At 46.6% G+C, this 18,475-nt stretch carries 19 protein-coding genes; all 19 read right to left on the bottom strand.

Features of this window, described 5'->3' with window-relative positions:
• Positions 1-37: 37 nt before the first annotated feature.
• The 19 genes from V1501_RS07560 to flhF all read right to left on the bottom strand — a co-directional run bounded on the left by V1501_RS07560 (position 38) and on the right by flhF (position 18,473).
• Positions 38-1,738 (bottom strand): proline--tRNA ligase, encoded by a 1,701-nt coding sequence (locus tag V1501_RS07560; protein WP_409292332.1) that lies wholly within the window; start codon positions 1,736-1,738, stop codon positions 38-40.
• 87 nt (positions 1,739-1,825) lie between these two features.
• Positions 1,826-3,085 (bottom strand): RIP metalloprotease RseP, encoded by a 1,260-nt coding sequence (gene rseP / locus V1501_RS07555; RefSeq protein WP_409293287.1) that lies wholly within the window; start codon positions 3,083-3,085, stop codon positions 1,826-1,828.
• Between the two features lie 29 nt (positions 3,086-3,114).
• The gene (dxr, locus tag V1501_RS07550) at positions 3,115-4,260 is read right to left on the bottom strand and encodes a 1-deoxy-D-xylulose-5-phosphate reductoisomerase (protein ID WP_409292331.1); all 1,146 of its coding nucleotides are present in this window, start codon (positions 4,258-4,260) and stop codon (positions 3,115-3,117) included.
• Between the two features lie 40 nt (positions 4,261-4,300).
• Positions 4,301-5,095 carry a phosphatidate cytidylyltransferase gene (locus tag V1501_RS07545; RefSeq protein WP_409292330.1) on the bottom strand — a complete coding sequence of 265 codons (795 nt, stop codon included), beginning with the start codon at positions 5,093-5,095 and terminating at the stop codon, positions 4,301-4,303.
• Between the two features lie 77 nt (positions 5,096-5,172).
• A complete protein-coding gene (locus tag V1501_RS07540) occupies positions 5,173-5,940 on the bottom strand; it encodes an isoprenyl transferase (RefSeq protein ID WP_409293286.1) in 768 nt (255 codons plus the stop codon).
• Positions 5,941-6,281: 341 nt separating this feature from the next.
• Positions 6,282-6,839, bottom strand: coding sequence for a ribosome recycling factor (gene frr / locus V1501_RS07535; RefSeq protein ID WP_409293284.1), 558 nt, complete (start codon positions 6,837-6,839; stop codon positions 6,282-6,284).
• A gap of 2 nt (positions 6,840-6,841) precedes the next feature.
• Entirely contained in the window at positions 6,842-7,564 is a 723-nt protein-coding gene (gene pyrH, locus V1501_RS07530) for a UMP kinase (protein WP_409292328.1), read from the bottom strand.
• 108 nt (positions 7,565-7,672) lie between these two features.
• The gene (gene tsf / locus V1501_RS07525) at positions 7,673-8,557 is read right to left on the bottom strand and encodes a translation elongation factor Ts (RefSeq protein ID WP_409292326.1); all 885 of its coding nucleotides are present in this window, start codon (positions 8,555-8,557) and stop codon (positions 7,673-7,675) included.
• 180 nt (positions 8,558-8,737) lie between these two features.
• Positions 8,738-9,448 carry a 30S ribosomal protein S2 gene (rpsB, locus tag V1501_RS07520; protein ID WP_409292324.1) on the bottom strand — a complete coding sequence of 237 codons (711 nt, stop codon included), beginning with the start codon at positions 9,446-9,448 and terminating at the stop codon, positions 8,738-8,740.
• 156 nt (positions 9,449-9,604) lie between these two features.
• Positions 9,605-10,210 carry a DUF6115 domain-containing protein gene (locus V1501_RS07515; protein WP_409292322.1) on the bottom strand — a complete coding sequence of 202 codons (606 nt, stop codon included), beginning with the start codon at positions 10,208-10,210 and terminating at the stop codon, positions 9,605-9,607.
• Between the two features lie 9 nt (positions 10,211-10,219).
• The gene (locus tag V1501_RS07510; RefSeq protein ID WP_409292320.1) at positions 10,220-10,519 is read right to left on the bottom strand and encodes a hypothetical protein; all 300 of its coding nucleotides are present in this window, start codon (positions 10,517-10,519) and stop codon (positions 10,220-10,222) included.
• 36 nt (positions 10,520-10,555) lie between these two features.
• Positions 10,556-11,317: a FliA/WhiG family RNA polymerase sigma factor gene (locus tag V1501_RS07505; protein WP_409292318.1), complete on the bottom strand. Its 762-nt coding sequence runs from the start codon at positions 11,315-11,317 to the stop codon at positions 10,556-10,558.
• Between the two features lie 239 nt (positions 11,318-11,556).
• Positions 11,557-12,054 carry a chemotaxis protein CheD gene (locus V1501_RS07500; RefSeq protein ID WP_409293283.1) on the bottom strand — a complete coding sequence of 166 codons (498 nt, stop codon included), beginning with the start codon at positions 12,052-12,054 and terminating at the stop codon, positions 11,557-11,559.
• A complete protein-coding gene (locus V1501_RS07495) occupies positions 12,047-12,682 on the bottom strand; it encodes a chemotaxis protein CheC (protein ID WP_409292316.1) in 636 nt (211 codons plus the stop codon). Before V1501_RS07495 ends, V1501_RS07500 begins: the two co-directional genes overlap by 8 nt.
• Before the next feature lies 1 nt (position 12,683).
• Positions 12,684-13,163: a chemotaxis protein CheW gene (locus V1501_RS07490; protein WP_409292314.1), complete on the bottom strand. Its 480-nt coding sequence runs from the start codon at positions 13,161-13,163 to the stop codon at positions 12,684-12,686.
• A gap of 26 nt (positions 13,164-13,189) precedes the next feature.
• A complete protein-coding gene (locus V1501_RS07485) occupies positions 13,190-15,226 on the bottom strand; it encodes a chemotaxis protein CheW (protein ID WP_409292312.1) in 2,037 nt (678 codons plus the stop codon).
• A gap of 121 nt (positions 15,227-15,347) precedes the next feature.
• Entirely contained in the window at positions 15,348-16,427 is a 1,080-nt protein-coding gene (locus tag V1501_RS07480) for a chemotaxis response regulator protein-glutamate methylesterase (RefSeq protein ID WP_409292310.1), read from the bottom strand.
• 2 nt (positions 16,428-16,429) lie between these two features.
• Positions 16,430-17,302, bottom strand: coding sequence for a MinD/ParA family protein (locus V1501_RS07475; protein ID WP_409292308.1), 873 nt, complete (start codon positions 17,300-17,302; stop codon positions 16,430-16,432).
• Positions 17,295-18,473 carry a flagellar biosynthesis protein FlhF gene (gene flhF, locus V1501_RS07470; protein WP_409293282.1) on the bottom strand — a complete coding sequence of 393 codons (1,179 nt, stop codon included), beginning with the start codon at positions 18,471-18,473 and terminating at the stop codon, positions 17,295-17,297. The genes V1501_RS07475 and flhF overlap by 8 nt, the downstream gene beginning before the upstream one ends.
• Positions 18,474-18,475 lie beyond the last annotated feature (2 nt).

The following is an 18,475-nucleotide window of genomic DNA, read 5'->3' as shown; positions in this document are numbered from 1 at the left end:
AAAGTCCAGGGAGCGGGAGGCTCCCTGGACTAATCTGTTAAACCAGGTGTTTCTGGATTATTTCTTTGAGTTCGTCTTTACCGGCTTCAATGGTTTCGCCGGTTTTGCGGATTTTGATTTCAACGATACCCTCGGCCGCCCTCTTGCCGGCTGTGATTCTTACCGGGATGCCAATCAGGTCTGAATCTGCAAATTTAACTCCAGCCCGCTCCGGCCGGTCATCAATCAGCACTTCAAGTCCGGACGACTTCAGTTCCTTGTAAATGTCATCTGCAAGAGTCCGCTGGCTTTCATCTTTAACATTGACCGGGATAACATGCACAGTAAATGGTGCGAGGTTTGCCGGCCAGATGAGCCCTCTTTCATCATTGAACTGTTCAGCCACAGCCGCCAGCGTCCTTGATACCCCAATACCATAGCAGCCCATGATCATGGCTTGTGAGCGGCCGTTCTCGTCAAGGAATGAAGCATTCATTGCTTCACTGTAGCGCGTACCCAGCTTGAATACATGGCCGACTTCAATGCCCTTGGCAAATTTGATGAGCCCGCTGCCATCCGGGGACTTGTCACCCTCTTGGATGAAGCGGAGATCAGCATAGCGTGAAACCGTAAAATCACGGTCCGGATTTACATTCACATAATGATAATCCTCTGTATTTGCTCCGCAGACTCCGTTCAGGACAGATTTGACGCTATGATCTGCTATGATCTCAAGGTCGCGGGAAATGCCAACAGGTCCGATAGAGCCCGGCTCGCATCCAGCCGCCTCTGTCACTTCGGGGTGGCTGGCCAATTCCACAGAAGACGCTTCAAGCAGATTCTTCAGCTTGATATCATTGATCTCGTAATCGCCTCTGACCAGAACCAGAACATATTTATCGTCTGCTTTAAAGACAAGTGATTTGATAAGATTTTGTTTGGATGTATTTAGGAAAGCCGCAACCTCTTCTATTGATTTTTGATTTTCCGTATGCACCTTTTCAAGAGGCTGTTCCTCCCCTGCCGGACGTTCATAGTCTTCGGTCACAGGGGCCATTTCAATATTGGCTGCATAATCAGATGTATCAGAATAGGCAATTGTGTCTTCACCAATATCTGAAAGCACCATGAATTCATGGGTATCCTTGCCGCCCATTGCCCCTGAGTCGGCTATAACTGCCCTGAAGTCGAGTCCGCAGCGTCGGAAGATATTGCTATAGGCGGTAAAAATCTTCTCATAGGTGTCATCGAGGCTCTCCTGGTCAGCATGGAAGGAGTACGCATCTTTCATGATAAACTCCCTGCCCCTTAGAAGTCCAAAACGCGGGCGTTTTTCATCACGGAACTTTGTCTGAATCTGGTAAAGGGCCAGCGGCAGCCTTTTATATGATTTAATTTCATCCCTGATGATGCTTGTTATCACTTCTTCATGGGTGGCACCAAGTGCAAATTCCCTTTCATTTCGATCCTTCAGGCGCATCAGTTCCGAGCCGTATGTATACCAGCGGCCGGATTCCTGCCAAAGCTCCGCCTGCTGCAGGGCAGGCATCAGCAGTTCGACAGCATCTGCTGCTTCCATTTCCTCACGGATAACACCTTCTATTTTTTGAAGAACCTTCCTGGCGAGCGGGAGATAGCTGTAAACTCCGCTTGAATTCTGTCTGATAAATCCTGCTCGCAGCAGCAGCTGATGGCTTTTCGTATCTGCATCGGCCGGAACTTCCCTCAGTGTAGGAATAAGTGTCATACTTTGTTTCATCTAATAGCACCCCATCTGTTTATTCAAGAAAATTACGGGGCAGAAGGAAACTTGACCTCCTTCTGCCCATGAGCTTAAAGCTCTCCTTTATAGGAAAAAGCGCTGGATATCATTCCAGGTTACGACCAGCATCAGGAGCATAAGGAGCGCAAAGCCGATAAAATGGACGACTCCCTCTTTTTGGCGGTCGATCGGTTTGCCGCGCACTGCTTCGACGGCAAAGAACAACAGCCGTCCCCCATCAAGTGCCGGAATTGGCAGCAGATTCATGATTCCAAGGTTGATGCTCAGCACTGCCGCCCATTTGAACAGGGAGATGACCCCCGTCTTCGCGACTTCCTCGGTGGACTTATAAATTCCTACCGGCCCGGATAGGGCATCGATCGTAAATTGGCCGGTAACCAGCTGCCCGAGCATAATTCCGATCTGCTTCGTCCAGAAATAAGTCTCTGTGAAGCCGGAGACGAACACCTTGGACGGGTCCTTTTCTACAGGCGGATATACGCCGATAACTCCTATCTTCTGCTTCTCCCTTACAATTTCCTTCGGTGTAACCGGGATTTCCAGTGTCTTGCCATCTCTTTCTACTATAAAGGCAATCTCTTCCCCCGGATGCTTTTGTATAGCTTCCTGTATATCCATCCATGAGGATACCTCTGTACCGTCTATGGATTGGACCGAATCATTTTTCTTTAGGCCTGAACTCACAGCTGCTCCGTCCTTGGTCAAGGAACCGAGTTTAGGTTCGTCCACGACTATGCCGGACAGCGCACCTATGATCCAGAAGAGGACGATTGCCAGCAGGAAGTTCATCATCGGTCCTGCAAAAATGGCCATGGTCCTCTGCCCAAGTGTTTTCGAACCGAACTGGCGGTCATAAGGGACAATTTGGTTTTCCATTCCGTCTTCAACAAGCATCGCTTCCGGATGGACCTTGAAGGTTTGGAGTGCTTCGTCATCTCCGTCTTCATACCCTTTAATTGTTAGGCTGTGCTCGAGATCCGCCCTCTCAACTTCTATGATCCTGATGTCCGGATATTTTTCTTTATTATTGATGATGATCTTTTCAACTATGCTGTCAGCGTTCAGGATGAGCCCTACCCTGTAGCCCGGTTTGATTTCAGCGATGTCTGCATCTTCGCCAGCCATCCTGACATACCCGCCTATGGGCAGCAGCCTGATTGTATAAAGAGTTTCATTCCGCCTGGCTGAAAATACTTTAGGCCCTATCCCGATTGCAAATTCCCGGCATAGAATGCCAGCCCTCTTCGCAAAGACGAGATGGCCCAGCTCATGGAAAAATACAAGAGCTCCAAAAATTAGGATAAAGGCAATCACTGTCTGCAATGTCTGCACTTAATCAACCACCTTTTAATTTATATAGTGTTCACATATTCCCTGGTCTCGGCATCTATGCTGCGGATTGCAGTTAAATCAGGGGCATGGATGAGATTGTGCCTTTCAAGCGCCCTCTCTATCAAATCTTCAATTTGCAGGAAGCCAACCTCGCCCCGCAAAAACCTGGCGACTGCCGCTTCATTGGCTGCATTCAGCACCGAGGTCATGCTGCCTCCCGCCCTGCCGGCTTCATAGGCAAACCTAAGGGCTGGAAACCTTTTGTAATCCATTTCTGAAAAATGGAGGGTACCCGTTTCCGCCAGGCTGAGCCTCTTGGCCATCGGCATGGCAAGCCGCTCAGGAAAAGTAAGGGCATATTGGATGGGCACCCTCATGTCTGGCGTACCCAGCTGAGCTATGATACTTGAGTCGTGGAATTCAACCATTGAATGAATTATGCTCTCCCTGTGAAGGAGCACCTTTATTTTATCGTAAGGCATATCATAAAGCCAATGTGCCTCAATGACTTCCAGTCCTTTGTTCATCATGGTCGCAGAATCAATTGTAATTTTGGCGCCCATCGACCAGTTGGGATGGTTCAGCGCATCAACGACTGTTACGTTCTTCAGCTCTTCACGGGTCCTGTCACGAAAGCTGCCGCCGGAAGCGGTGATAATCAGGCTTTCGATATTTTTATCATTTTCACCCTGGAGCGCCTGGAAGATAGCTGAGTGCTCACTGTCAACAGGCAGGAGGTGGATTTCATGCCTTTTTGCTGCATCCATTACCAAATGTCCGGCAGTTACCAGTGTTTCTTTATTGGCTATTGCGATATCCTTCTTTTCCTCAATTGCCTGGAGTGTCGGTTCTAGGCCCACACTTCCGATTACAGCATTTACAACGATATCTGTATCAGCATGGCATGCAGCTTCAACAAGTCCTTTTTCTCCGGAGGTGAAGGATATGCCCTGTCCTAAAAATTCACGCTTCAAGTCCATGCCGTCTTCCTGTGATTGGACGGAAACCAGTTTTGGTGAAAATTCACGGATAATCTGCCTGGTCAGTTCCATATTCTTACCGGAAGAGATGGCCGTAAGACGGAATTGATCCGGATTTTCCCGGATGATATCGAGCGTCTGTGTTCCAATGGAGCCGGTCGCTCCCAAAAGACTGATGTTTTTCAATGGACTCAACTCCTATAAAACCTTCAGTAGTATTTCCCTTTCAAATGAAGTGAAGCAGATGGAGGATGGGCAGTACAAAGATCAAGCTGTCCAGACGGTCAAGCACGCCTCCATGGCCCGGAAGCAGCTTTCCGGAGTCCTTCACCCCATACACTCTCTTGTAAGCTGACTGTACTAAATCCCCAATCTGCCCAAAAACAGAGATAAACACCGATATGGCCAGAAGCTTCCATAGCGGTTCTGGTATGTCGATAAATAAGGCAAAGACTACAGCAACCAGGAGTCCACAGACAATTCCGCCTACGGCTCCCTCAATGGTCTTATTGGGGCTGATTTCAGGCCACAGCTTGTTTTTCCCGGCGGCTTTCCCAATGAAGTAAGCACCGGAATCCGCTGCCCAGATCGTAAACAGTGTAAAGAACAGATAAGCCAGTCCATTGTCCAGGGCCCTGGTTTCATACAGATAGTAAAAGCCCATGCCCGCATAAAGGACACTCAGAAGCAAAAATCCTGCATCCTCAAATTTAAACCTGTTTTTTGAGAGGACAGTATATGACAGAAGAAGCAGGACCAGGATCAGGACCACCGAGGTTTTTGTGTAATCCCCTTTTTGCAGGAATGCCACGCCCCCTTCCGGAAGAAGGACCACCCAAAGACCTATAAAGGACAGGATGGACGGAATGCTGAAAACCGCCAGCTTCTTCATTCTTATCAGTTCATATAAACCAATCGTGCCTAATAAATACGCAGCTGCAAGTAAAGTGAATCCACCGTAGATAACTATTGGCAGAAAAATGGCTGCTGCAATAACACCGGTAATTATTCTTTGTTTCATTCTTGACTTTTCCTCACCTTCATTTAAGCGGTTTGATGTTCAAGCATGTCCCGGGACATGCCCTTACGCATACAGGCTTATACACCGCCATATCTTCTGGACCTGCTTTGATAATCATGAACTGCCTGAAGGAGGTGGCTCTCACTGAAATCCGGCCAGTATACATCCGTGAACCAAAATTCAGTATAGGCCGACTGCCAGAGCATGAAATTGCTCAGCCTTAGTTCTCCGCTCGTCCGGATCAGCAGGTCCGGATCAGCCAGTCCATCTGTCATCAGATAGCTGGAAAATAATTTTTCGTCAATCTGTTCCTGCCCTATGACCCCGGCAGATATATCCTTCATCATGTGCTTCATAGCCACTAATATTTCAGAACGGCTGCCATAATTCAGGGCGAAATTAAGGATCATCCCTGTATTCTTCTCTGTATCGCGCATTGCCTTCTGCACCACTTTGAGGGTGTGGGCAGGAAGTGCTTCCGGTTCCCCGATCATCTGCACCCTGACATTCTGCTCGATGAGCTCCGGCAGGAATGCGCCGAGAAACTCCTCCGGCAGCTTCATGATGAAGTCGACTTCTGTCTGCGGACGTTTCCAGTTCTCAGTGGAAAACGCATAGACGGTTAATACTTCAACCCCAAGTTCACTGGCCAGCCTTGTAATCTTCTTGACTGTCTTCATTCCTTCATGGTGTCCGGCAACCCTTGGAAGTGCCCTTTTTTTCGCCCAGCGGCCATTGCCATCCATGATAATCGCAATATGGCCCGGAACGGGATGCTTTTTCACTTCTAGTATCTTATCCGCCAATGTGGCGGTGCCTTTATTTTTCAACCGTTTCAAAAACATTTCCATAATACGTATCCCCCATTGAATAAACTCATTTAGAACAGAGTATTTTCAATATGTATGTTCTTTATTGATTTGAATCTATTTAATAATAACAAAAAAACCGATAATCTCCTATAAATATCAGGAAAGTACTGAAACCGCCGGCAGATATTAAAATCTGGCCGGGCGTATTTCGACTTTGGGAGCTGAATGCCGAATCCTGTTTAGTCCGGCAGTCAGATTACTTAAGTATACACGCCCTATAAGAAGATAGAACTATGGAACTGAATATAACGGCATATGACAGACAGAATAAAAAAAATCCCCTCTGACAGGGGCATAGAGTAACTATGAGTGAATTAAACTTCAAGAATTTCTTTTTCTTTGTCCTTGGTAATTGTATCTACCTTGGCAATATAAGAATCTGTTGTTTTTTGGATTTCATCTGAATATCTGCGAAGCTCGTCTTCAGTGATTTCTCCATTTTTCTCAAGCTTTTTCAAGTCATCATTTGCATCACGGCGTACGTTCCGGACTGCGATTTTAGCCTCTTCAGATTCTTTCCTTACCTGTTTGACCAAATCCTTACGGCGTTCTTCAGTCAGTGCCGGGATGGCAAGACGGATAACCGATCCATCGTTTGTTGGATTGAGTCCCAGGTCAGACTTTAGGATTGCTTTTTCAATCTCACCAAGGACTGTTTTGTCATATGGCTGAATGACCAGAAGACGGGCTTCCGGCACAGATATGCCAGCGACCTGGTTGATTGGAGTAGGTGCACCGTAATAATCGACCGTAATCCTGTCAAGCAATGAGGCATTTGCCCTTCCTGCACGTATGCTTGCCAGCGTCCGGCTGTATGCGCCGATTGCCTTGTCCATTCTATCTTTTGCATTTGCTGTTACTTGTTTTGGCATCATTATTTCCCCCTGACGATTGTTCCAATAGTTTCGCCCATAACGGCTCGTTTTATATTACCCTTTTCCATGATCGAAAACACGATAAGAGGTATGTCATTGTCCATACATAGGGAAGAAGCGGTGGAGTCCATTACTGCAAGGCCTTCTTTGAGCACATCCAGGTAGGAAAGCTCTTCGTACTTCACTGCATTCTCATCTTTCTGCGGGTCGGCATTATAGACGCCATCCACATTGTTTTTGCCCATCAGGATAACTTCTGCTTCAATTTCAGCAGCACGTAGCGCAGCGGTTGTATCGGTTGAAAAATAAGGGTTCCCAGTGCCGGCTGCAAAGATGACGACTCTTTTCTTTTCAAGATGCCTGATTGCGCGTCTTCTGATATAAGGCTCTGCCACCTGCCTCATTTCAATGGAAGTTTGTACCCTGGTTTCAATTCCCTGGTTCTCCAGACTGTCTTGCAGAGCCAGCGAGTTCATGACAGTGGCAAGCATTCCCATGTAATCGGCGGTTGCCCGGTCCATGCCCATTTCACTGCCGATTTTGCCCCGCCAGATGTTTCCACCGCCAACGACTACGGCTACTTCAACACCCAGTTCGGCAACTTCCTTAACCTGTTCGGATACAGATTTGATCACCTCAGGATCAAGACCGAAGCCCAGATTGCCCGCTAATGCTTCACCGCTTAATTTTAATACGACACGATTGTATTTTGCGCTGCTCATAAAAACCTCCAACATGTGAAATCTCAATTAATATTCAACGTGAAGCAAGATATTTGAAAAATAGGGAACACATGGTGTCCCCTATTTTCATTGCTTTATTTCAGGAAATCAGTCTTTTTTAACCTGGCTCATAACTTCTTCAGCAAAGTTATCCTGGCGTTTCTCGATGCCTTCGCCCACTTCGAAACGTACGAAGCTTGCAATCTTGCCGCCTTTAGATTCAACGAATTTTCCTACTTTTACATCTGGGTTTTTAACGAAAGTCTGGTCATTTACACAGATTTCTTCATAGAATTTATTGATGCGGCCTTGGACCATTTTTTCAACGATCTTTTCAGGCTTTCCTTCGTTTAGTGCCTGTTCTGTCAATACTTTGCGCTCGCGCTCGATTTCATCAGAAGTCACTTCGTCACGTGATACATATAGAGGTCTCAGGGCAGCGATGTGCATAGAAACATCTTTTGCAGCTTCTGAATCAGTAGTACCTTCAAGCACAGTAAGAACGCCGATGCGCCCGCCCATATGAAGGTATGCACCGAATGCATCGCTGTCGGATTTAGTTTTTACCGCAAAACGGCGAAGAGTCAGCTTTTCCCCGATTTTAGCGATTGCTGCATTGATGTATTCTGCAACAGTTGAACCATTTTCCATCTTTTGCTCAAGAGCTTCTTCGACAGAAGCCGGCTTGTTTTGAAGAAGATGGGAAGCAAGCTCTTTAACAAGAACTTGGAAGCCTTCGTTTTTAGCAACAAAATCTGTTTCAGAGTTTACTTCAAGGACAACAGCTTCATTGCCTTCAGTAAGGATGTAAGCAGATCCTTCAGCAGCGATGCGGTCTGCTTTTTTAGCCGCGCTTGCAATGCCTTTTTCACGAAGGAAATCGATTGCAGCTTCCATGTCGCCGTTTGTTTCAGTCAATGCTTTTTTGCAGTCCATCATGCCTGCGCCTGTTTTTTCGCGAAGTTCTTTAACCATTTGAGCAGTTACTGCCATAATAAAACTCCTCCTGTTATTAAAAAGATATGTAGCCTTTAGCATGTCCCCTGTATCGACGCTGGAATCATCTGCCGCAGGCAAAATTTTTTTGGTCCATTATAGATTTGGAAACTGGAACTGTCTCTTTCTTAAAAAAAGGTGATAAAAGGCCTTATCCTCTTATCACCTTTTGCTAAATTAAGCAGTTGTAGTTTCAGTTTGCTCTTCACTTTGTTTAACTTCTAAAATAGCGTCTGCCATTTTACCAGTCAAAAGTTTCACAGCACGGATTGCATCATCGTTTGCAGGGATTACATAATCGATTTCATCCGGATCGCAGTTTGTATCAACGATGCCTACAAGCGGGATGTTCAATTTATGAGCTTCTGCAACTGCAATGCGCTCTTTGCGAGGGTCGATGATGAAGATCGCATCAGGAATACCCTTCATATCTTTAATTCCGCCTAAGAATTTTTCAAGGCGTTCCCATTCTTTTTTAAGCTGGATAACTTCTTTTTTAGGAAGCACTTCAAATGTACCGTCTTGTTCCATCTTTTCGATTTGCTTAAGACGAGTAATACGTTTTTGGATTGTTTCGAAGTTTGTTAATGTTCCGCCTAACCAGCGTTGGTTAACGTAGAACATACCTGCGCGGGCAGCCTCTTCTTTAACAGATTCCTGTGCTTGTTTTTTAGTACCTACAAAAAGGATTGTTCCGCCGTTAGCAGCAACTTCTCTTACGAAGTTATAGGCTTCTTCAACCTTTTTAACTGTTTTTTGCAGGTCAATGATGTAGATGCCGTTACGCTCAGTGAAGATATATTTCTTCATCTTTGGGTTCCAGCGGCGAGTCTGATGTCCGAAATGCACACCAGCTTCTAGTAATTGCTTCATAGAAATTACTGACATTTTGTGTTCCTCCTAATGGTTTTATGTTTTCCTCCGCCCTCATCATCTCCGGACAAAACTGATTCATCAGCACCAATGTCCGAATCCCTGGACGTGTGTATTAACACCGTTGACTAATATAGCATAATTAACATATACATTCAAGTAATTTGTTAATCACTCATGGAATTTTATCAAGAGCTCAATCTCTGTTTTGCCTTTATTGAGTTTTTTGGCAATTTCATCGACCCTAAGCCCGGATTCCTTCATCTTAAGGACCTGCTGTGCCAAAGGATTAAGAACGCCTGCCTGCAGCTGGTCCTTCTGGGCAAGCTGATCTTCCAGTTCTGTTTTAAAGGAGGTTTTCTTTGAGACACTGCTGCTATTGGTCAGTTCCAGTACGTCCCTTGGTCCGCTCTCTATCAGGGAATCAGCATATCCACCATCCTCCGCCGATTCATGGCCAGAGTAAATCGAGGGCGGCTGTCTATGCCCCTCAGCTTTTGCAGGACCGGAAGGCTTGACAGGGGCAGTTTTTCCCTTTCTTTTCACGACTGGAGAGGATTTGCCTGTCTGGGCTTTTTCAAGATCCCTCAGGAATTGCTCATTGTCCTCCTTTAGCTCAAGCACGAATGAAGATAGAATGGTCTCCAGCTCTTTTACTGCTTCTTCCTGTTTTTTCCCGCCTGCAAGCATGGAATTCTGACGGGAATATAAAATGATGATGCCGAAAATGGCAATAATGTTTAATAAAAAGCTAAAGAATAAGAGAAATATTGTCATTGGTCCTCACTAACCGGAAAAGTCCACAAAGGAACCTTTGAAAGGATGGGGAGCAGGGGCATCTTCCAGTGAGCTTTCTTTGCAGGAAGGCTGCAAGTTTTCCTGCTGCCGCTCACCGCGGTCAGCCTGTGTCTTTTCCAATTCATTTTTTCTGGTCACTGAGCTCCGCCTGCGTTTTGCTTCCTGATCGATTTCCCGTGAGGCTTCTGCGTTCTGGAGCTGCCCCCTCTGCTGAAGCTGCTCCTGCACTTTTTGTGCATCAAGTGTCCTGGGCAGGGCAATCTGCATTTCAATTGCTTTTAGGCTCATCTATATTCTGTCCTTCCCATCATTCAAATGGAAAGCTTACATCGCCTTGGTCAGGATCGCTCTCAGCTTTGAGATGGCCCGGGAATGAATCTGTGAAATTCTGGAGGTGGAAAGTTCCATAACCTGCCCGATTTCTGTCAGAGTAAGCTCTTCTTTATAAAATAGCTGGAGAACCAGCTGCTCTTTTTCATTTAATTTTGAGATGACCTGGGCCAGCTCGGCAAATAACTCGCCTTTAAGGAGCTGTTCCTCTGGAAGCAGTGCCTTCTCATCCTTAAAGACCATTTTATTGTCTTTTTCTTCATGTTCCTGAGGGGATTCATCCATGGAAAGGACGTTCGAAAAAAAGCTTTCATTCATTGCTGAAGAAATTTCATCCTCAGGAAGCTGCAGTTCGGCAGCAATATCAGCAGGAGTCACCGCCCGCATCAGCCGCTGTTCAAGCTTTTCAGCCGCCGCCTCGATTCTTTTCGTCTTTTCCCTGGAACTTCTCGGGAGCCAGTCTTCTTTTCTCAGCCCGTCAATGATAGCACCGCGGATCCGGAATGAGGCATAGGTATCAAACTTCAGGTCCCTGCCTGGGTCAAAGCGTTCCAATGCATCGAATAACCCTACCATCCCAAGACTGCGGATATCATCCCGGCTTACATTCTTGGGCAATGTCGCTGAGATGCGCTGCACATGATATGAAACTAAAGGCATGTATTTCCTCACAAGTGCGTCTCCTGCCTCGGGATCACGCCAGTCAGTCCAGTTTTTCCATAGCGCCTGCTCATCACGGGCTGTTACTTGAGACATTTGACTCCTCCTTACACATATTGGCTGTATGCATTCAGCAAAACCATAGTCATTATATCAGTCCTGCAACACATAAATAAGGGCTTTTTATCCATAAAAACTAGTAAAATAGTTATGTTTTATACAATTTGCCCGCTGAAACTTTTCTGCTATGAAACAGGAGGAGAGAATATCGGGCGCGGATACTCCAACTTTAGATGTGCCTCACCGGCTCCTCTGGCTGTGGTTTCATATCCATATTAGATAATTAACAGGGTCTTATTCACACTTCTGATATGCAGGCGTCCTGTTTCCGGGTAGAATTCAATCGTCCTTCCGCTGCTTCCCCCGGTATCCTCGGCTGAAAGCTTAATATCCAGGCAGTGAAGGCACTCTTTTACCGCCTCCACATTTCTGGGCCCGATCCTCATCAGGTCACTTCCTCCCGTAAACTGGAACATTTGGGCTCCGCCTGCGATTTTGGCCTGTATGCCATGGCGGCTCGCTCCCTCCCTAATCAGCAGCTTCAGCAGCTCGGGAACCGCTGTATCGGCATACTTCCCTGTGCTTGCACCCAGGCCCCTGGCGAGCCGGGAGTCGGGCAGCATGATATGGGCCATTCCAGCCAGTCCTTTTGCCAGGTCATAGAGCACCACACCGACACAGGACCCAAGGCCGGCCGTCCTGAGCAAGTCAGGGGCTGCCGCCATATTCAAATCCGCGATGCCCACTCTCACTACTTTTACTTGATCAGCCAGCATACCGATGCGCTCCCAGTGCTTTAAATATAACTTCAAAAGAGGCTGAATCCGGAATAAGGAAAAAATGGCCGTTCCATCCGTTCCCGTCTTCCCTTTCCATAGCTGTATTGATCACGATGGCGGAGTCTCCTGATTGAGATATTTCAAGCAATCCCTGACTGATTACCGCTCCAGCCATGTCTACGCAGAAATAAGGGATGGAAGGATGGATGTTAAGCTGCGTGAGGTCAGAGAGAGAAGACAGATAGGAGCCGGCCAGGATATTGGCCAATTCCTTTAAAACCGAGCTGCCAAACTCCGTGAACCCTGTTTCAGCATCAGCCTCCATCTCATCCCCTGATAGCAGGGATACAAAGCGGCAGGCCTGCTTGACGGGAAGCAGGAAGAAAAGGCTGCCCGGCGCATCCCCTTCAATTCTGAAATACACGCTCGCAGTTACTGTTTCAGCTCCCCCGGCCATTTCCATCATTTCATCAAATGAGACGACCCTGACTTCAGGAATCTTCATATCCACTTTCTTATTTAAGAGCCTGGATAGGGCAGTAGCTGCATTTCCGGCTCCTATATTGCCTATTTCCCTTAAAATATCCATTTGGAAACTGGTAATCTCCCGATGGATTGACATCTTACCCTTTCCTTTCGGCAAGCGCCAATTCGTCCGGGTTAAGGATATTTTCAAGGTTCAATAAAATGATCAGCCTTTTATCCTTTTTAGCCACTCCCTCTATATACGTTTCATCAATAGATCCGGCTACTTCAGGCTGAGGTTCAATCGCAGCTCCGTCAATATCAAGTACATCATTCGCAGCATCCACAATTAGACCTACCTCGAGGCCTTCTGCCTGCGCAATGATGATCCTTGTCTGATCTGTAGGAGTTTCTTCACTAAGTCCCAGCCTCGCACGGAGGTCAATCACGGGAATGATGACCCCCCTGAGATTCAAAACTCCTTTTACAAAACTTGTGGTGCGGGGAACCCTTGTAATATGCTGCATTTTTTCAATGGATCTAACCCTTCCCACCGGAAGGGCATATTCATTACCGCCAAGCTGAAATATGATGATTTTCATGTCCCTTGACTGTGTTGACACTTCGGAACCTGTCATATCTTCCACTCTCCTAAATCTGCATTCTATTTAATTAAAGCATTGCAATCAACGATTAGAGCCACCTGGCCGTCGCCAAGGATCGTAGCTCCTGAAATGGCGAATACAGACTGAAGATAAGCTCCCAGTGATTTTAAAACAATTTCCTGCTGCCCGATGAACTGATCAACTACCAGACCGGCCATCCTTTCCCCTTTTCGGACAATGACCAGTGAGTAGTACTCATCCTGCTCCACAGTTTCTGGAACGTTAAAAACATCTTTCAGGAAAATTACCGGTACAACCTTCCCTCTGAAGTCAATTACTTTTTGATTATGAGCAGTCAGTATCTCTGATTTTTTAATGATGGCAGTCTCTATAATTGAAGAAAGCGGTATGGCATACTTTTCTTCCTGTACTTCCACAAGCATCACAGATATGATGGATAACGTGAGCGGCAGCTGAATCGAAAAAGCAGAGCCAATCCCTTCCCTCGAATCAATGGCTACTGTTCCTCCGAGAGATTCTATTGTATTCCGGACAACATCAAGGCCAACTCCCCTTCCTGAGATATCCGAAATAATTTCTGCAGTGGAGAAACCAGAGGCGAAGATCAGGTCGTAGACCTGCTTATCTGTCATTAACTCAGCGGTCTGTTCGGTGACAATTCCTTTAGAAATCGCCTTTTGCAAAATTTTCTGGCGGCTCATTCCGCCCCCATCATCTTCAATTTCTATGAAAACGTGATTTCCGCTGTGATACGCCTTAAGTGTGACTGTACCTTCTTCATTCTTGCCATTCTTTTTTCTTGTTTCCGGCATTTCAATTCCATGATCAAGTGCATTCCTTATTAGATGAACAAGAGGATCGCCGATTTCATCAATCACAGTGCGGTCAAGCTCTGTATCAGCACCGATGATCTCCAGATGGATTTTCTTGTCCAATTCACGCGCCAGCTGGCGGACCATTTTTGGAAAGCGGCTGAACACTGTGTCGACCGGCACCATTCTCATATTCAGGATAATATTCTGAAGGTCTCCTGAAATCCTTGACATTCGTTCGACTGTCTCGCTCAGTTCCCCGTTATTTACTTCCTTAGAGATCTGCTCCAGCCTTCCACGGTCGATCACCAGCTCTTCGAATAAATTCATCAGTATGTCCAGGCGCTCGATGTTGACACGGATAGTCTTGCTTCCTGCGCTCTGGGTTTTGGTTTCCGGTGATTTCGTCTGGGCGGCCTTTGGTGGAGTCCCGCCTGGCGTCACAGCCTCTTTATCAGCATCCCCGCCCTGGATTGATTCTGTTTCAATAGCTCCTGATTCCTTGTCATCCAGGACCGCAATTGTTACGGAATCAATTTCAGATACCTTCATGACTTTGCTTCTGACTTCCTCTTCATTATTCATGGTTACCAGAGTGACTGTAAATTCATTATCAAATTGCTCTTCCTCGAGCAGTTCCACTCCCGGATTTGACTTGATTACTTCCCCGAGATTTTCAAGCACTTCAAACACCATATATACCCTGGCTGCTTTCAGCAGGCAGTTTGCCCTCACTTCAACTGTCACTTCAAAGCAATGGAAGCCTTGATCCCTGGACTGGTTAATGACTGTCATTTCAAATTCATCATATGAAACCTTAGAGGCCTGCTTTTCAGCCAGTGCAGGGGCTGCCTCTTGGACTGCGGCATTCAATGCCAGCGGCTTGCCCTCATCAATCAAGTTCAGCTTATTAACCACTTCCGTAACATCCCGCTTTCCATCCCCGCCTTCGGCAATGGAAAACACCATGGCTTCCAGGTCATCCACAGCCTGAAAAACAACATCCAGGATCTCGACCGTAACAGAATATTTCTGATTGCGGATGCCATCCAGTACGTTTTCCATCTTGTGGGTCAGGTTGGCCAGGTCTTCATAGCCCATCGTTGCCGACATTCCTTTAAGCGTGTGTGCAGAGCGGAAAATATCATTTACTATACTCAAATCTTCAGGATTTTTCTCCAATTCAAGCAGCTGCTGGCTGCAAGTCTGGAGATGCTCCTTGCTCTCATCAATGAAAACTTCAAGATATTGACTCATGTCCATGTTTAACACGTCCTTTAATTTTTAGCTCTGTTCATTCAGACTGCTGTTAATCCAGGCACTCCCCATCAATCAACAGGGAAATAAATTAACATTGCCTGATAATACCTGATAATAATAGAACCTAATTTTTAGAGAAATTTATGACTGCACTTGCTATGTTGTCTACATTTTCCACTCTGTCGACCAACCCTGTAGCAATGGCTGCCTTCGGCATACCGAATACTACGGATGACTCCTTCGATTCGGCAATGGCCATCAGCCTTCCGCTGGTTTTCAGGGCCTTCAGACCCTTTGATCCGTCATGGCCCATCCCTGTCATGATGACAGCAATCTTGGCATAATCCTGCTGCTCGGCAAGGGATTCAAAAAGAACATCCACTGATGGTCGATGTCCCTGCCGCGGCTTTTCACGGCTGAGGACGGCTGCCAGGCTCAGACCCGCCTTCCTCACTTTCAGATGAAAGCCTCCAGGCGCTATATAAGCTGTTCCTTTTAGGAGGAGCTCACCATCCTCCGCTTCCTTCACGATTATCCGGGACAAAGTATTCAGCCGTTTCGCCAGTGAAGCAGTGAATCCTTCCGGCATATGCTGAACAATCAGGATCGGCACCCCAATGTCTTCCGGAAGACTGGACAGGACGTGCTGGAGTGCTCCAGGACCTCCTGTTGATGTTCCGATGCAGATGACTTTTTTAATACCGGCAAAGTTCTTATCAATTTCCGGCATTCCGTTTGTTTGAGGCATAGGATATAGCATCTGCCTTCTGCCGCGGGCCCTCGCCCGCATCAGCTGCTTAACATCCATCCTTGAAGCCTCCGCCACTTTATCAAGCAGGCTGCATTTCACTTTTTCCAAATCAAGTGAAATCGGCCCTGATGGTTTTGGAACAAAGTCGAAAGCTCCGAGCTCAATGGCTTTCATGGTATTATCAGCTCCTGCTGTCGTCGTACTTGACAGCATGATGCACGGAACCGGACACGCCTCCATGATCATTTTCAGGGCTTCCAGTCCGTCCATCAGCGGCATCTCTATATCAAGGGTCACTACATCCGGCTTTAACTCCTTCACCTTCTGCAATGCCTCTTTTCCGTTCCTGGCCGTACCTGCGACCATTGTCCGGGGATCCTCCTCCAGGAAGCCAGTTATAAGCTTTCTCATGAATGCAGAATCATCCACAACCAGGACTTTTATGGGTTCCATAATCAAGCCTTCCTTCCAAACATATATTTTCTCAGACGACGTATAAAGCCTGTTGCTGCAGAAGGAGTGACTTTATCTGAATCTTTTTCTAGAAATTCACCGGCAAGGGATACCAGGGCCCTCGAAATCTTCGAGCGCGGATTTGCAATCAGAAAGGGGGTCTGCCTTATGACAGCTCTTTGTACTTCAGGATCCTCCGGCAGGATTCCAAGACCTTGGATGTCCCGGCCGAGGAACTGTTTCACCGCGGACTGCAGCCTCTTGATGGTCAGGCCTCCCTCTTTTTCCCCGGGGGCTTTGTTGCAGATTAAAGAAAAAGGCGCATTATGCTGCATCAGGGTAATATATTTAATTGCTGCATACGCATCCGTCACGGCAGTCGGTTCAGGTGTCGCGATTACAAAAATTTCATCTGCGGCGAGGAGGAAGGGCAGGGTATCCTCGGATATGCCTGCTCCCATATCAAATATGACAAAATCAAAGAGATTCACCACACGGCCAAACTCTGAAAAAAAGTGATTCTCCTTCTCGCTGTCAAGATGGAAAATGTCCGACAAACCAGTCCCTCCTGCGATATAGGAAATGCCTGCGGGACCTTCTGTGATCACGTCCTCAAGCGGCAGTCTTCCCTCAAAAAAATGAACGATATTCCTTGAAGGTGTATTCCCAAGCAGAATATCGATATTGCCCATTCCAATATCCATGTCTATTAGAAGGACTTTTTGTCCGTAATTTGACAGAGCAATAGAAAAATTCAACGAGAAATTAGATTTACCAACACCGCCTTTTCCACTGATTACGGAAATAGCTCTGGCCTGCTTGCTTGTTTTCTGCTGCTCTACTAACTGCCGCAAAGCTTCAGCTTGATCATTCATTGCCTGTTTCTCCAAAAAGCTGATTACGTAACGTTTGATGCCCTGCCTCATTGATATCGTCCGGAACATTCTGCCCATTTGTGATAAAGGCTGGCGCAATCTGGTATTTAGCTGCGAGATTGAATACAGCTCCCCGGCTGTCCGTTTCATCAGCCTTTGTAAAGATGAAACCGTCTATATGCAGAATGGAAAACTGTTCGATAATCTTTTCCATGTCCGACTGCCGGGCAGCGAGCGAAAGAACAAGAAAATTTTCCATATTATTTTTATAATCGATCAATTCCATTAAATCTTTAACATATTCTTGATTTTTGTAATTCCGGCCTGCTGTATCGATGAAAATATGGTCATAATCAGCAAAACGTTCCGCTGCCCTCATAAAATCTTCTCTATTATAGACGACCTCCATCGGCACCCCAAGGATTCCAGCATACGTTTTTAACTGTTCTATGGCTCCTATACGGAAGGTATCAGTGGTGATGAAAGCAACCTTCTTTTTCTGTTCAACGACAAATCGGGAAGCAATCTTTGCCAGTGTGGTCGTTTTGCCCACCCCTGTCGGCCCGGCCAGGCTGATGTATTTCTTAGTCACCCAGCCCCCGCCTTCCGGCTCTGGCATGATCTTCACTATTTCTTCCCCGGCCCAGGCTAACACAGCATCCTGGTCTGCACTGCCGGAATTCTTATACCATCTTTCAACCAATTTTGCTGACAGCCCTTTCCTGATTGCTGGATCCAGATCATGCTTTTTTAAAATGCCGGCCACATGCTGGACCTGTTTCGGAAGGGGGTTCGTATCAAAGGTATCAGACAATCCAGCCACCGTTTCCTTTAACTGGGAGATTTCCTGCAGCAAACTGTTTTCTTCCTGCTTCCCTTCACTTCCGGCTGTGACTGAGGTCCGCTGACTGTCTATCGGAGCCGGTTTATCTGAATGTGTGATGTTCCGGGCGGTTTTATAGGCCTTCTTATCCTTCAGCTTTGGTTTAACTGCACCCTGTCCAGGCTTTGGATCGATAGCTGCCACGACTTCAAACATCCGCTTCTTGAACAGTCCCAGGAAACCTCCTGTATGGATGACCTTCGAATTCAAGATCACGGCATCGTTTCCCAGTTCATCCCTAACCTGTTTCATGGCAAGCGCCATAGTGGGCGCTTCAAATTTCTTCACCT

It is taken from the genome of Paraperibacillus esterisolvens (genome assembly GCF_046237625.1).
GTDB lineage: Bacteria > Bacillota > Bacilli > Bacillales > DSM-1321 > Paraperibacillus > Paraperibacillus esterisolvens.
This window is presented reverse-complemented; position numbering and strand designations above follow the sequence as displayed.

What these genes read in the sequence shown, in the direction of transcription:
- V1501_RS07515 (WP_409292322.1), bottom strand. Translation starts at nt 10,210, where the DNA reads ATGACAATATTTCTCTTATTCTTTAGCTTTTTATTAAACATTATTGCC.
- V1501_RS07485 (WP_409292312.1), bottom strand. Translation starts at nt 15,226, where the DNA reads ATGGACATGAGTCAATATCTTGAAGTTTTCATTGATGAGAGCAAGGAG.
- V1501_RS07510 (WP_409292320.1), bottom strand. Translation starts at nt 10,519, where the DNA reads ATGAGCCTAAAAGCAATTGAAATGCAGATTGCCCTGCCCAGGACACTT.
- V1501_RS07480 (WP_409292310.1), bottom strand. Translation starts at nt 16,427, where the DNA reads ATGGAACCCATAAAAGTCCTGGTTGTGGATGATTCTGCATTCATGAGA.
- rpsB (WP_409292324.1), bottom strand. Translation starts at nt 9,448, where the DNA reads ATGTCAGTAATTTCTATGAAGCAATTACTAGAAGCTGGTGTGCATTTC.
- V1501_RS07560 (WP_409292332.1), bottom strand. Translation starts at nt 1,738, where the DNA reads ATGAAACAAAGTATGACACTTATTCCTACACTGAGGGAAGTTCCGGCC.
- pyrH (WP_409292328.1), bottom strand. Translation starts at nt 7,564, where the DNA reads ATGAGCAGCGCAAAATACAATCGTGTCGTATTAAAATTAAGCGGTGAA.
- V1501_RS07505 (WP_409292318.1), bottom strand. Translation starts at nt 11,317, where the DNA reads ATGTCTCAAGTAACAGCCCGTGATGAGCAGGCGCTATGGAAAAACTGG.
- V1501_RS07490 (WP_409292314.1), bottom strand. Translation starts at nt 13,163, where the DNA reads ATGACAGGTTCCGAAGTGTCAACACAGTCAAGGGACATGAAAATCATC.
- tsf (WP_409292326.1), bottom strand. Translation starts at nt 8,557, where the DNA reads ATGGCAGTAACTGCTCAAATGGTTAAAGAACTTCGCGAAAAAACAGGC.
- V1501_RS07475 (WP_409292308.1), bottom strand. Translation starts at nt 17,302, where the DNA reads ATGAATGATCAAGCTGAAGCTTTGCGGCAGTTAGTAGAGCAGCAGAAA.
- V1501_RS07545 (WP_409292330.1), bottom strand. Translation starts at nt 5,095, where the DNA reads ATGAAACAAAGAATAATTACCGGTGTTATTGCAGCAGCCATTTTTCTG.
- V1501_RS07495 (WP_409292316.1), bottom strand. Translation starts at nt 12,682, where the DNA reads ATGTCAATCCATCGGGAGATTACCAGTTTCCAAATGGATATTTTAAGG.
- V1501_RS07540 (WP_409293286.1), bottom strand. Translation starts at nt 5,940, where the DNA reads ATGTTTTTGAAACGGTTGAAAAATAAAGGCACCGCCACATTGGCGGAT.
- frr (WP_409293284.1), bottom strand. Translation starts at nt 6,839, where the DNA reads ATGCCAAAACAAGTAACAGCAAATGCAAAAGATAGAATGGACAAGGCA.